Here is a 13,424-nt window from a genome sequence, read left to right on the forward strand (position 1 = left end):
ATGTGAAAGGCTGCTGTAATTGGCAGTCTTTTTGCTATGAGTAAGAAGAAAAGAACATCTAAATGTGACGAATGGTCACTAGTTTTGTCATGGTGAAGGATTTACTTGATAAAAAAGAGAAACAATCTTTATCCGAAATTAGAGCAAGGAGGAATAAAAAGATGAGCCTTGAAATTGATTTTCAAGTAAAAGAGAGCGTACTTTGCATTCGGTTAACAGGAGAGCTTGATCATCACTCCGCAGAAACATTGAGACAAAAGGTGACGAATTATTTGGAAACAGAGGACATTCGCCACATCGTGCTGAATTTGGCTGATTTAACGTTTATGGACAGCTCAGGTCTCGGAGTGATTTTAGGAAGATATAAAGAAATTAAGCAGCTTGGCGGAGAAATGGTCGTCTGTGCTATCTCGCCAGCAGTGAACCGATTATTTGATATGTCTGGCTTATTTAAAATCATCCGTATGGAGCCTTCAGAGCAAACGGCATTGCAAACATTGGGGGTGGCATCATGAGGAATGAAATGAACCTGACCTTCTCTGCTTTAAGTCAAAATGAATCCTTTGCGAGGGTGACAGTCGCAGCGTTTATCGCCCAGCTTGATCCGACATTAGATGAATTAACAGAAATCAAAACCGTTGTGTCAGAGGCGGTGACAAACTCCATTATCCATGGCTATGATGGAAATCCAGATGGCAAGGTGCATATCCATGTCACACTTGATGACCATGTTGTGTACCTCACCATCCGTGACGAAGGCATGGGCATTACAGATCTTGAAGAAGCAAGACAGCCGCTATTCACCACAAAACCAGACTTAGAACGCTCTGGAATGGGCTTTACCATCATGGAGAATTTTATGGATGATGTCATGATAGACTCATCTCCAGAAATGGGCACGACCATCCGTTTAACAAAGCATCTATCAAAAAGCAAAGCGCTTTGTAATTAAAGGAGCTGCTCATATGGATGTGGAGGTAAAAAAGCAAGCAAAAAAAGCCCAGCTGTCAAATGATGAAGTCAAAGAGCTCATCAAAAAAAGCCAAGACGGTGATCAGCAAGCAAGAGACCTCCTCGTAGAAAAAAACATGCGTCTTGTTTGGTCCGTTGTTCAGCGCTTTTTAAATAGAGGATATGAACCAGATGATTTGTTTCAGATTGGCTGTATTGGACTGCTGAAATCTGTTGATAAATTTGATTTGTCATATGATGTGAAGTTTTCGACCTACGCTGTTCCAATGATCATTGGTGAAATCCAGCGATTCATTCGTGATGATGGAACAGTCAAAGTGAGCCGGTCACTAAAAGAACTTGGAAATAAAATTCGGCGGGCAAGAGATGAATTGTCTAAGTCTCACGGAAGAATGCCCACTGTCCAGGAAATTGCCGAATATCTTGATATCACACCAGAGGATGTCGTCCTCGCCCAAGAAGCGGTCCGCTCACCGACATCGATTCATGAAACCGTGTATGAAAATGACGGAGACCCGATTACATTGCTTGATCAAATTGCGGATCATTCAGAAGAAAGATGGTTTGATAAAATCGCTCTGAAAGAAGCGATCAAGGAATTAGAAGAACGAGAAAAACTCATTGTGTACTTAAGATATTATAAAGACCAAACACAATCTGAGGTAGCAGAGAGGCTCGGTATTTCACAAGTACAAGTCTCGCGGCTTGAAAAGAAAATTTTAAAACAAATCCAAATGCAAATGGATCAAAAAGACAGCTAGCCAATTAGGCTGGCTTTTTTTGTGTGGTAATTACCGGTAAATCAAGTTCTATCAGTATGAGAACCATTTTTCACCACATACTATTTTTAACCCATCGTATAGGAAGTGACTTGGATGGACGGACAAATCTTTCTTCGGCTGCGCCATCGAATCAAGACCGGTAATGATCAGCTTGTTTATTTAGAAGATATCGCCCAAATCACTGGTGATGAGTTTGCTGTGCAAAAGCTTAGCAAAATGCCGATATATCATGTCAGTAAAAAGGATCGTCACATCGCCGTTCTTGATATCATGCATGTGGTCAAAACGATCAAAAAAACATGGCCAGACATCGACATTCAAACCGTTGGAGGCGCTGAGGCCATTGTCGAAATTGATACAGGCAAACGCCAGCTTTCTCCCGTTTTATTTGTGTTTGTATGGCTCCTGTTATTTGTCGGAGCGGCGCTTGCCATTATGAATTTCCACGAGGATGTCAGTATGCGGCTCGTTCATATCCGCCTATATGAAATGATCACAGGAAAAACGGTTGAGCATCCTTATTTATTGCAAATTCCATATAGCTTCGGACTAGGCTTCGGCATGATTTTATTTTTCAATCATGTATTTAAAAAGCGTTTAAATGAAGAACCAAGTCCGCTTGAAGTGGAAATGTTTAAATATCAGCTCGATCTCGATCATTATGTCGCCCTCAAAGAAAATAAAGAGACAATGAAAGACATTCATGATCGGTAAGTGGCTTTTTGTCGTGCTTGTTGGACTTGGCGGCGGTTTAACGGTAGGAGCAGGGTTTGTGGCATTTCTCACAGTGCTGGGCATCATCCCTCGTTTAATGCAATTAACCAAAACGCAGCGCTTCATACAAGGGTACGAGGCGGCTGTCATCAGCGGGGCGGTCGTTGGCGGCTGGGCAACCTTAAGTCCAATACATTTGCATTTATCCAAATGGCTGGCACTTCCGATCGGTCTTTTAGCGGGCATCTTCGTCGGCATGCTTGCAGCTGCGCTGACTGAAGTATTAAATGTACTTCCTATATTAACGAAAAGAATTGGAATGGACGGGAAAATTGTTTTGCTTCTCATGGCCATTGTCTTAGGAAAGGTATTTGGTTCACTATTTCATTGGCTAATTTATATTTAAGAATTTGGAGGGAACAACACGTGTCGAGTTTAAAAGAGAACTATCCATCTAAGGTGAAAACGTATCAGCCTAAACCTCCTTATGTCCTCAACTGCATCAAGGCTTTTCTTGTTGGTGGATTGATCTGTGCCATAGGCGAGGGGCTGCAAAATTTCTATATTCACTTTTTTGATTTTAATGAAAAGACAGCAGGGAACCCAACCGTAGCGACCCTCATTTTAATTTCTTCTATATTAACTGGTATCGGTATTTACGATAGAATCGGCCAGTTTGCTGGAGCGGGATCCGCTGTCCCGGTGACAGGGTTTGCAAACAGCATGACAAGTGCTGCTCTTGAACATAGAAGTGAAGGGCTTGTGTTAGGTGTAGCCACGAACATGTTTAAGCTTGCTGGGAACGTCATTGTTTTTGGTGTCGTCTCGGCATATGTCGTAGGGATCATTCGATACATCTTGGAAAAGGCGTTTTCGTAGGAGGAATGAAACGTGAAACTAACAGGTAAACAATCTTGGGTATTTGAGCACAAGCTTTATGTCAATGCAGAAGGAACAGCTGCAGGACCGAAAGAAAAAGAAGGCCCGATCGGTCATCTTATTGATAAAACATACGACGAAATGCATTGTTATCAAAAGAACTGGGAAATGGCTGAAAGGCAGCTCATGGATGATGCGATATCAACCGCTTTATCAAAAGCAAATTTGCAAAAAAGCGATGTTGATCTTTTGCTGGCAGGAGACTTACTGAATCAAAACGTCACAGCAAACTATGTGGCAAGAGAACTTAAAATCCCGTTTCTTTGTTTATTTGGAGCATGCTCCACATCAATGGAATCGGTCGCCATTGCTTCGGCATTAGTAGATGGTGGTTTTGCAAAAAGAGCCATTGCTGCGACAAGCAGTCATAATGCGACGGCAGAACGCCAATTTCGTAATCCGACAGAATACGGCGGACAAAAACCAGATACAGCGACAAGTACAGTGACTGGGAGCGGGGCCGTTATTATCAGCCAAGAGCCCTCCCAAATTCAAATTACAAGCGCAACCGTGGGACGAGTTATGGATCTTGGGATTACAGATCCATTTGACATGGGGTCCGCAATGGCACCGGCAGCAGCAGATACCATCAAGCAGCATTTAGAAGATCTAGAGAGAACGGTTGACGATTACGATCTTATTTTAACAGGTGATCTATCTGGCATTGGCTCACCGATCTTAAAGGATCTGCTCAAAGAAGACGGCATTCAGCTCGGCCGAAAGCACGATGATTGCGGATTAATCATCTATACACCCGATCAAAACGTGTTCGCTGGAGGCAGCGGGTGTGCTTGTTCAGCTATTGTGACATTCAGTCACATCTTTCAAGAAATGAAGGCAGGGAATTTGCAAAGAGTACTGGTTGTCGCAACCGGGGCACTTCTCAGCCCGACGATGGTCCAGCAAAAAGAGACCATTCCAACCATTGCGCACGGTGTCGTATTTGAGCGTGCAGGAGGAGAGAGCTAATGGATTATCTTATCGCTTTTGTTGCAGGCGGACTTATTTGCGTCATTGGCCAGCTTTTACTAGACGTACTCAAACTTACGCCTGCACATGTCATGACCACCTTTGTTGTGGCGGGTACCATCTTAGACGGATTCGGTATTTATGATAAATTTATTGAATTTGCAGGTGCGGGCGCAACCGTACCAATCGTTAGCTTTGGTCATAGCTTGCTTCATGGGGCGATGCATCAGGCAGATGTACACGGGTTCATCGGAATCGGGATCGGTATTTTTGAATTAACTTCTGCTGGAATTTCAGCTGCGATTTTATTCTCATTTATTATCGCTCTTATCTTTAAACCGAAAGGATAACCTAATATGGGGCAAAGACGGAAAGTCATTTTAGTGACAGACGGAGATATATATGCTGCCAAAACCATTGAGCTTGCTGCTAACAAAGTCGGTGGACGATGTATTTCCAGCTCAAAAGGAAATCCAAGCAAACGGACAGGGCCTGAACTTGTACAGATGATTTTAAAAACGCCGTATGATCCAGTGTTTGTCATGTTTGATGATTCTGGCCTGACTGGTGAAGGAACAGGGGAGACGGCGATGAAACATGTTGCGCGTCACCCTGAAATTGAAGTCATTGGGGCGATCGCCGTTGCATCCAAAACGCATCAAGCTGAATGGACAAAAGTTCATGTTTCCATTGACCGGGAGGGTGAACTGACAGAATACGGTGTCGACAAGCATGGTCTTCCTGAAATGGAGCCTCATAAAATGAGCGGGGATACAGTGTATTGTCTTGACTCGCTCCATCTTCCGTTTGTTGTTGGGATTGGAGATATTGGCAAAATGGGACGTAAAGATGATCTGAGCAAGGGATCTCCGATCACAATGAAAGCAGTTGAATTAATTTTAGAAAGGAGTGGTTTCCATGAAGAAAGACAAGGTAAACGTGTACCGAGACCCGAAGAAAAATGAAGATTACTTCAAGGAAAATGTCGGAATGGGTCTCAGCTTTGACCTTGGCGTGCGGAAAATTTATATACACGATCAGGAAATCCAACTTTACTATGTAAACGGACTGTGTGATACACAGTATGTCATCTACTTATTAAAAGAGCTAATTGAAATCAATGACAACGAACCTGAATCAGATGATCTGGCACGTGTGGTCGAGAACCGTCTAGTCAATCAGCAGGTTTCAAAGGTTGAAACGCTCGATGAAGCGGTAGACCAAGTACTGTCGGGGCTTGTGGCAGTTGTAGTAGAAGGTGAAAACTACGCATTTATCATTGATGTCAGAAGCTATCCTGGCAGAATGCCAGAGGAGCCGGATACAGAAAAGGTTGTCCGGGGCGCAAGAGACGGCTTTGTTGAAAACATTATTGTCAATACAGCGCTCATACGAAGACGGGTGCGAGATGAAAAACTGAGATACAAAATGCTCAAAGTAGGCGAACGTTCGAAAGCGGATGTATGTGTTTGCTACATTGAAGATATTGCGGACCCAGATCTTGTCGATATTATAGAGAAAGAAGTATCAGGAATCAAAGTCGATGGGCTGACGATGTCTGATAAAACGATTGAAGAATTCATTATTAAACAAGGATACAATCCCTTTCCCCTTGTACGCTACACCGAGCGTCCAGATGTCGCCGCTAACCATATACTAGAAGGTCATGTCATCATCATTACGGATACATCTCCTAGTGTCATCATTACGCCAACCACCATTTTTCACCACGTTCAGCACGCAGAAGAATACCGCCAGGCACCTGCAGTTGGTACGTTCCTAAGATGGGTACGCTTTTTAGGCATTTTATGTTCAACGTTTCTTTTACCAATTTGGTTTCTGTTTATCCTCGAACCAAGTCTTCTGCCGGATCATTTAAGCTATATTGGCTTTAATAAACCTTCTCATATCCCGGTCATATTACAAGTATTCCTTGCTGATTTTGGGGTGGAATTTTTAAGGATGGCAGCGATTCATACGCCAACCGCTTTGTCGACCGCTATGGGGCTGATTGCGGCTGTTTTAATTGGACAAATCGCCATTGATGTCGGTTTATTTACGCCAGAGGTCATCTTATACGTCTCACTAGCGGCTATCGGGACATTTACAACGCCAAGCTATGAGCTGAGTGTCGCCAATAAGATTGTACGACTCATCATACTAGCACTCGTGGCGATCTTTAAGCTGAATGGACTCATCATTGGTTTTACGTTGTTAATCATATATTTAACATCCATACGTTCATTGCAGACGCCTTATATGTGGCCGTTTCTCCCTTTTAATGGGAAAGCTTTATGGCAAGTGTTAATTCGGACGTCTGTTCCTGGCTCAAAAGTAAGGCCAAGCATCGTTCACCCTCAAAACAGATCAAAAATTCCGCCAAATTCTTAACGCTCATTGAAAGTGGCTGAAGATTGTGATATTGTATTTTTAACTTTGAGAAACGGCAAAAGGCAGCTCACGCAGCTGTCTTTTTTCAGCCGAGGCGGAGAAAGAGGGAATGACATTGTATTTACACGGCACTTGCAGACAAAATGAACTCGGTCATTTAGAAATTGGTGGTGTTGATGCCGTTTCTTTAGCTGAAACGTATGGGACACCACTTTATGTATATGATGTGGCTTTAATACGGGAGCGTGCAAAAAGCTTTCAAAAAGCATTTATAGAAGAAGAGTTAACAGCGCAGGTAGCATATGCGAGTAAAGCATTTTCCTCCATCGCCATGTTTCAGCTTGCCAAGGAAGAAGGATTATCTCTTGATGTCGTATCAGGAGGGGAGCTTCACACAGCCATTTGCGCCGGGTTTCCGGTAGAAAAAATTCATTTCCATGGCAACAATAAAAGCAGGGAAGAATTGAAAATGGCGTTAGAGCACGAGATCGGCTGTATTGTCGTAGATAATTTCTACGAAATGAAGCTCATTGAAGAGCTTGGTCAAGAGCTGTCAAAACAGGTGAAAGTGCTGCTCCGTATTACACCAGGTGTCGAAGCGCATACACATGATTACATTACAACAGGCCAAGAGGATTCCAAATTTGGCTTTGACCTTCACAATGGACAAGCAGATGAAGCGGTGAAACAAGTGCTTGGATCAGAAGTGATCGAGCTTTTAGGCGTTCATTGCCATATCGGTTCACAAATTTTTGATACGGCTGGTTTTGTCCTTGCAGCAGATAAAATCTTTTTGAAGCTAGATGAATGGAGAGAATCATTTGGTTTTATTTCGACCGTGTTAAACTTAGGCGGCGGCTTTGGTATCCGTTATACAGAAGAAGATGAACCACTTCCTGCGACAGAATACGTCGAGAAAATTATCCAAGCTGTAAAAGAGAACGTAGCCCGCTATGAGTTTGATATGCCGGAAATTTGGATTGAGCCAGGCCGCTCTCTCGTTGGAGATGCAGGGACAACGCTTTATACGATCGGCTCATCAAAACATGTACCTGGCATTCGCGATTATGTTGCGGTAGATGGGGGAATGAGTGACAACATTCGTCCAGCTTTATATCAAGCGAAATATGAAGCGGCAAGTGCCAACAAAATGAGCCAAACGCATGATCAAACGGTTTCCATTGCAGGGAAATGCTGTGAAAGCGGAGATATGCTCATTTGGGATATCGATTTGCCAGAGTTATCACAAGGAGATTTATTAGCTGTCTTTTGTACCGGAGCTTACGGCTACAGTATGTCAAACAACTATAACCGCATCCCGCGCCCGGCTGTTGTATTTGTAGAAGACGGGGAAGCGCAGCTTGTCGTTGAACGCGAAACATATGCTGATATTGTCAAACTTGATTTACCGTATCAATCAAAAGTGAAATCATCTACGTAAAAAAGCTGCCTGATGTACAGGCAGCTTTTTATGATGACTTATTTTCCTCCAGTAAATACAGAGACGATTGCGTTCCAAATGGAGACAAAGAAATCCCAAATCTTTTGAAGAAGGTTTTTCCCTTCATCTGATTCTATGAATTTCGTAATCTTGTCTTTTGCTTTATCGATTTGAGATCCTACTTGGCTCCAATCGATATTGATGTTCTTCATTTTATCGAATAGTGAAACAAGCTGATCCTTTTGAACTTGCGTTAGATTTAAGTTTAAATCAGAAGCAGCCTGATCCACTTTTTCTTCTACTTCTTTTGTTGTTTTAGGGACACCATTTTTCGCAATGTCATCCTTGATTTTTGCAATAAGGGCAGAAGCATTGTCTTTCCCGATGGAGTCACCCAATTTAGAAGTTGTCACAAGCTCTTCGTTTGCTACCTGTTTCACATCTTCTGGAATGGCTTTGTCGCTTGACACTTCATAGGCTTTTAATAGACCCGTCAGTGCGGCTGTACCAGAAACTTCAAACGGCGCAGTCACGACAACCTTGGCATCCTTGACACCGGCTGTCATTAAAGCATTTAAATACATCTCATCTGTAATGGTCTTGATGTTATGTGTATCCACAGTCAGACCAGTACCTGATTTTTCAATGGTGATAGATGAAGATGATAATGCTCTCGTCCCGATAGAAGAACGAGGGATATACTTTCCTAAATATTCATGCTCTTCTTTATTGGTTACTTCAATTTTTGTCGCATTTTCAGGTGGATTCAACTCGTCAAGCACCTTCTGGCGATCAGCCGGAGTTAAGTCTTGCCCAAGTGTGACGATGACATCGCCGACAGCTGCATCCGCTAAGCTGACTTTTGGCGCACCAATTAGGAAAAGGAGCGCTGCCATCATACCAAGCATTGATTTTTTAAACATGTGGACCTCCTTCAAGTCGAAAGGGTTCCTCTTTCAAGAGAAACTCATCTTTTGAGCACACGTAAAGAAATGCACTCCATCATATAGACGTAACAAATCGATTCGACGTTTCAATTTTCTTTTTAAGATGTTTTCCTTTTCCAATATAATGAAGACATGTTGCACAGTCTGTCATCAATTTAATAGGAAAAAAGGATCAAGCTCTTCCATTGTATCAATCCTAAGAAAAGAGGTAAATCACAATCAAAGAGCAGGGGATGTTTAACATCACCGAAAATGTGCTATAATGAGCGTTGTTTAACCTGAAAGGAGAATGTGAAAAATGGCGAAAAAAGGATACATACAACTAACGAATGGTAAGAAAATTGAGTTTGAACTATACCCAGAAGCTGCTCCAGGTACAGTAGCAAACTTTGAAAAATTAGCGAATGAAGGCTTCTACGATGGATTGAAATTCCACCGCGTCATCCCAGGCTTCGTAAGCCAAGGCGGCGATCCAAACGGTAATGGAACTGGTGGTCCTGGTTACACAATTAAATGTGAAACAGAAGGGAATCCACATCAACACGAAAGAGGTTCATTATCAATGGCGCATGCTGGTAAAGATACAGGCGGCAGCCAATTCTTTATCGTACATGACCCTCAGCCGCATTTAAACGGTGTTCACACTGTTTTTGGCAAAGTAACATCTGGTATCGAGGCTGTTCTAGATATGGAACAAGGCCAAGGTATGGAAAAAGTCGAAGTTGTCGATGCTTAATCCAAAACACCGCTTAATCGCGGTGTTTTTTTATGTTAAATCTGATTTTACGGTTATTTGTTCCGTGAGGCGGTAGGTGATGATCCAATACAAAAGGGCAATGGCACTGACAGAGGCACCAAATAAACATACCCCGATCCAGCCATCGTTTGCGTAGATGCTGGTTGAAACAATAGAACCAGTCGCACTGCCGATGGAGTAAAAAATCATATAAGCAGCAGTAAGCCGGCTTCTCGCCTCAGGCCGCACAGTGAAAATCATACTCTGATTGGTCACGTGTACGGCCTGCACAGATAGGTCAAGAATGATAATACCAATGACTAATGCAATAAGTGAATGCTTAACCAAACCGATGAAAAACCATGAAACGAGCAATAGGACAAGGGCAATGCAGGTTGTGAACTGTCCTAAACCTCGATCAGCAAGACTCCCAGCCCGAGCAGCACCTAATGCTCCGGCTACTCCAGCAAGGCCAAATGCGCCAATAGCAGTATGTGAAAGAGAGAATGACGTGGTACTGAGGGGCAGCACGAGCGAAGTCCATAACGTACCAAACACAATAAAAATAAGAAGAGCCAGAATTCCACGGATGCGCAGGATTCGTTCTTGTCTGAACAATGTAAACATTGAACGAAGCAGGTTTGCATAGGATAATGACTCTCTTTCGCTGTCATCACCCGGGAGAATTCGGAACAACACGCCAGTTATGATAAGCATCATAATGGCAGAAACTAGGTAGACTGACCTCCAGCCGGCGAGATCGGTTAGTACACCAGCAAACGTTCGTGCGAGAAGAATCCCGATCACGATTCCACTTTGCACCAAGCCAACAATACGACCGCGCTCTTCTGGAGCGGCCCAAGTCGCTGCGAACGCTACGAGTACTTGAGTGACCACAGCAAGCAGTCCGACCACAGCTAATCCTATAAAGAGGACGGTGACGATAGGAGCGATGCCGACTAGAATGAGAGACAACACGGATAAAAGCATCTGACCAATGATGAGCCGGCGTCTATTCAATAGATCACCAAGTGGTACTATCAGTAGCAGCCCCAGCGCATAACAAAGCTGAGTAATCGTAATGACCATGCCAATGAATGAATAGGTGATACCAAACTCGGATGCGAGGGAGTCTAATAACGGTTGTGCAAAGTATATGTTTGCAACTGCCATCCCGCAGGCTATCGCAAACAGCAGTGCCATATAGCGAGTCATCGTTGATCTCGGTTTGATTGGTAAATGAGTCGTTTCCATATCAAGATGTTCAATGGAAGTGATTTTTTCTTTCACCATGCATTTCATCGTCTCCTTTTTTACTAAAAAGTATAATATACTGTTCGGTATATTATGATTCCTGTTAAGGATAACCAACAAAACGTTTTAAAGTCAAGACTTTGATACAGTTAATTGATGCTGATCTTGAGAGGGTAAGGCAATTTGACATTAGTATGTCAATAAAATAAAATTATAATGTACCAATTGGTAACCAAATAGAGAATAATATCAAGAAATAGATGGCTGACTTTGTGAAGAAATTTTATTGTTGAAATGAGGAATTGCTGATGGTTCGACAACGGGAATTTGATAAGGAAAAAGCGTTGGATGAGGCAATGGTGCTTTTTTGGGAAAAGGGGTATAGGGCCACTACATTAAGCGATTTGACTGCAAAAATGGGAATACAGCGGCCAAGCTTATACTCAGCTTTTGGAGATAAAGAGGAATTATTTGAGGCCGCATTACGCAAATATACAAAGCAGCATGCTGGCCATATTCGAACAAAACTTCAAAGCAATCTTTCTGCAAAGGAAGCATTTCATGCATTATTTGCAGATTTAGTAGAAGAGGAATATAGAGATGGTCCGAGTAAAGGATGTTTTTGCATCAATACAATAGTGGAACTTGCGCCACACGAAGAGAAATTTGAAATTCTTACAAGAGAGCATCAGATGTATCTTTCGGTCATTTTTGAAGAAAGGATTGTTCAAGGTATTCGCTCGGGTGAGCTCGAAAGCAGTCTGAATGCTAAAGCTTTAGCACAGACACTGGTCGTTTCTTTCATTGGACTTACCGTCCTCATGAAATCTCGTCCAGAGCGTTCATTTGTAGATCATTCTGTAGCGACGATACTTTCCATATTGAAATAAACAGTCTACGTGTAAAACAGTCAATATAGGGAAAGCGTATTTTGATCAAGCTATCAAAACACGCTTTTTCTTTTAGGACAGTTATGGACAGAACTCGATTTTGTGATATGATAAGAGAACAAATATTCGCATTTGTGGGTGTCGCCACATTCAACTGAAAAACAGATGTCAGTGCAAATTAAAAAAGCGTGTTTCATGCTGAAAGAAAGCAGGAGATAATTTGAAACCATTAACAAAAGAAGAAAAAAATCAAATGATGATTGCCATTCAGCGTTACTTTGCCGAAGAACGAGAAGAAGAGATTGGTGAATTAGCAGCCATTAATATACTAGAATTTATCACAAAAAATCTTGGAAGTTACTATTATAATCAAGGGGTTCGTGACAGCCGGAACATTGCTGTTCAGAGATCGCAATTGTTAGAGGAAGATCTATTCGCACTCGAAAAAAGATGATCATCAATGGTGTGCGCCCTACTAACGGATAAAGAGGAAAGAGACCCCCTTAATAAAGAACGCATATTCGTATCATATGTAATGATGAAAAGGTGGAACCAAAGGTCCAACTCAATCGTTATATAAGTAACCATTAATGGAAATCAGCTTTTTTGGTTTTATTTCATCAAAAGAAGGAATAAAACATACAAATAGGCGAAGTGCAGATGATGGAGGTTCTAAATATGGGGAAAATTAAATTGAAAATTGCCGTCTTATTTGTTTTACTGCTTTGTTTAGGCGCAGGTTATTTATACATGAATGGCATGAAAATTGAAGATGTGCCAACAGCCATTGGTGAAAGCTTAACAAATAATGATAAAGATTATACCATCTATGAATATACCATTACGAAAATTGATGGAGATGAATATTACGGTCAAGCAAAAAACGGCACAAAAATCATTTTTAATGGAAAGAAATTCGAAGATGATGTGGCCGACTTGAAGAAAGGCGATCGTATTAAAGCCTACTTTAGTAATGAAAAAAGAATAGATGGACTTATAAAAGTAGTAAAAGTCGTTAATTAACAAGTCTCCTTTCCTATAAGGAGACTTTTTTTGTGAGAAATCTTGATTGTTGCATTTGACAACAAGGATCGCTATAATAGCCCCTAAGGACAGCTAAATATCGATTGTATCCTTCGGGGCAGGGTGAAAATCCCGACCGACGGTAATAAAGCAAATGCTTTACAGCCCGTGACCCGTTAATTTATTAACGGTTGATTCAGTGAAAAGCTGAAGCCGACAGTGAAAGTCTGGATGGGAGAAGGATAAAGAAAGCTATGAACGAAAAATATTTGTTGATCATAGTTTTATTTCTGATGCAAAAAAGCCAAAGCCCCGGAATTTTTTCCGGGGCTTTCTGTATGTACATGTAGTTAATAGACCGGCATG

General features: G+C 42.0%; 17 protein-coding genes and 1 riboswitch. Of the genes, 15 read left to right on the forward strand and 2 right to left on the reverse strand.

Features of this window, described 5'->3' with window-relative positions; genetic code table 11:
- Positions 1 to 161 precede the first annotated feature (161 nt).
- The 11 genes from spoIIAA to lysA all read left to right on the forward strand — a co-directional run bounded on the left by spoIIAA (position 162) and on the right by lysA (position 8,208).
- Entirely contained in the window at positions 162 to 515 is a 354-nt protein-coding gene (spoIIAA, locus tag C6347_RS10650) for an anti-sigma F factor antagonist (protein ID WP_034661146.1), read from the forward strand.
- Positions 512 to 952 carry an anti-sigma F factor gene (gene spoIIAB / locus C6347_RS10655; RefSeq protein WP_034661145.1) on the forward strand — a complete coding sequence of 147 codons (441 nt, stop codon included), beginning with the start codon at positions 512 to 514 and terminating at the stop codon, positions 950 to 952. Before spoIIAA ends, spoIIAB begins: the two co-directional genes overlap by 4 nt.
- A 13-nt stretch (positions 953 to 965) precedes the next feature.
- Positions 966 to 1,733, forward strand: a complete 768-nt coding sequence (sigF, locus tag C6347_RS10660) for an RNA polymerase sporulation sigma factor SigF (RefSeq protein ID WP_060596768.1) — start codon at positions 966 to 968, stop codon at positions 1,731 to 1,733.
- A 114-nt stretch (positions 1,734 to 1,847) separates the two neighbouring features.
- Positions 1,848 to 2,468, forward strand: a complete 621-nt coding sequence (locus tag C6347_RS10665; protein ID WP_060596767.1) for a stage V sporulation protein AA — start codon at positions 1,848 to 1,850, stop codon at positions 2,466 to 2,468.
- The gene (locus tag C6347_RS10670) at positions 2,458 to 2,874 is read left to right on the forward strand and encodes a stage V sporulation protein AB (RefSeq protein ID WP_034661142.1); all 417 of its coding nucleotides are present in this window, start codon (positions 2,458 to 2,460) and stop codon (positions 2,872 to 2,874) included. Before C6347_RS10665 ends, C6347_RS10670 begins: the two co-directional genes overlap by 11 nt.
- A gap of 20 nt (positions 2,875 to 2,894) precedes the next feature.
- Complete coding sequence (gene spoVAC / locus C6347_RS10675) at positions 2,895 to 3,347, forward strand: stage V sporulation protein AC (RefSeq protein WP_034661140.1); 453 nt, start codon at positions 2,895 to 2,897, stop codon at positions 3,345 to 3,347.
- 12 nt (positions 3,348 to 3,359) lie between these two features.
- A complete protein-coding gene (spoVAD, locus tag C6347_RS10680) occupies positions 3,360 to 4,376 on the forward strand; it encodes a stage V sporulation protein AD (RefSeq protein WP_060596766.1) in 1,017 nt (338 codons plus the stop codon).
- Positions 4,376 to 4,726, forward strand: coding sequence for a stage V sporulation protein AE (gene spoVAE / locus C6347_RS10685; protein ID WP_007501045.1), 351 nt, complete (start codon positions 4,376 to 4,378; stop codon positions 4,724 to 4,726). Before spoVAD ends, spoVAE begins: the two co-directional genes overlap by 1 nt.
- A gap of 6 nt (positions 4,727 to 4,732) precedes the next feature.
- Complete coding sequence (gene spoVAEA, locus C6347_RS10690; RefSeq protein WP_106036835.1) at positions 4,733 to 5,341, forward strand: stage V sporulation protein SpoVABEA; 609 nt, start codon at positions 4,733 to 4,735, stop codon at positions 5,339 to 5,341.
- Complete coding sequence (locus C6347_RS10695; RefSeq protein WP_034661136.1) at positions 5,295 to 6,767, forward strand: spore germination protein; 1,473 nt, start codon at positions 5,295 to 5,297, stop codon at positions 6,765 to 6,767. Before spoVAEA ends, C6347_RS10695 begins: the two co-directional genes overlap by 47 nt.
- Before the next feature lie 115 nt (positions 6,768 to 6,882).
- Complete coding sequence (gene lysA / locus C6347_RS10700; RefSeq protein ID WP_060596764.1) at positions 6,883 to 8,208, forward strand: diaminopimelate decarboxylase; 1,326 nt, start codon at positions 6,883 to 6,885, stop codon at positions 8,206 to 8,208.
- A 38-nt stretch (positions 8,209 to 8,246) separates the two neighbouring features.
- On the opposite strand, the gene C6347_RS10705 is transcribed toward lysA, so the two are convergent.
- Positions 8,247 to 9,131 (reverse strand): DUF1002 domain-containing protein, encoded by an 885-nt coding sequence (locus C6347_RS10705; RefSeq protein WP_106071635.1) that lies wholly within the window; start codon positions 9,129 to 9,131, stop codon positions 8,247 to 8,249.
- A 322-nt stretch (positions 9,132 to 9,453) separates the two neighbouring features.
- Here C6347_RS10705 and C6347_RS10710 point away from each other — a divergent pair, with 322 nt between their 5' ends.
- A complete protein-coding gene (locus C6347_RS10710; RefSeq protein ID WP_008359679.1) occupies positions 9,454 to 9,891 on the forward strand; it encodes a peptidylprolyl isomerase in 438 nt (145 codons plus the stop codon).
- 30 nt (positions 9,892 to 9,921) lie between these two features.
- Here C6347_RS10710 and C6347_RS10715 read toward each other — a convergent pair whose 3' ends face one another.
- Entirely contained in the window at positions 9,922 to 11,184 is a 1,263-nt protein-coding gene (locus C6347_RS10715) for an MFS transporter (protein WP_106071636.1), read from the reverse strand.
- Positions 11,185 to 11,453: 269 nt separating this feature from the next.
- Here C6347_RS10715 and C6347_RS10720 point away from each other — a divergent pair, with 269 nt between their 5' ends.
- The 3 genes from C6347_RS10720 to C6347_RS10735 all read left to right on the forward strand — a co-directional run bounded on the left by C6347_RS10720 (position 11,454) and on the right by C6347_RS10735 (position 13,058).
- Complete coding sequence (locus C6347_RS10720; protein ID WP_034661130.1) at positions 11,454 to 12,035, forward strand: TetR/AcrR family transcriptional regulator; 582 nt, start codon at positions 11,454 to 11,456, stop codon at positions 12,033 to 12,035.
- Between the two features lie 220 nt (positions 12,036 to 12,255).
- On the forward strand, positions 12,256 to 12,489 hold the full coding sequence (locus C6347_RS10730; protein WP_003215556.1) for a DUF2164 domain-containing protein: 234 nt from the start codon (positions 12,256 to 12,258) through the stop codon (positions 12,487 to 12,489).
- A gap of 224 nt (positions 12,490 to 12,713) precedes the next feature.
- Positions 12,714 to 13,058: a hypothetical protein gene (locus C6347_RS10735; RefSeq protein ID WP_034318777.1), complete on the forward strand. Its 345-nt coding sequence runs from the start codon at positions 12,714 to 12,716 to the stop codon at positions 13,056 to 13,058.
- A 105-nt stretch (positions 13,059 to 13,163) separates the two neighbouring features.
- A riboswitch (FMN riboswitch) is annotated at positions 13,164 to 13,305 on the forward strand.
- Positions 13,306 to 13,424 lie beyond the last annotated feature (119 nt).

Origin of the sequence: Bacillus sp. NMTD17, from assembly GCF_002998735.1 — a bacterium.
Taxonomy (GTDB): Bacteria; Bacillota; Bacilli; order Bacillales; family Bacillaceae; genus Bacillus.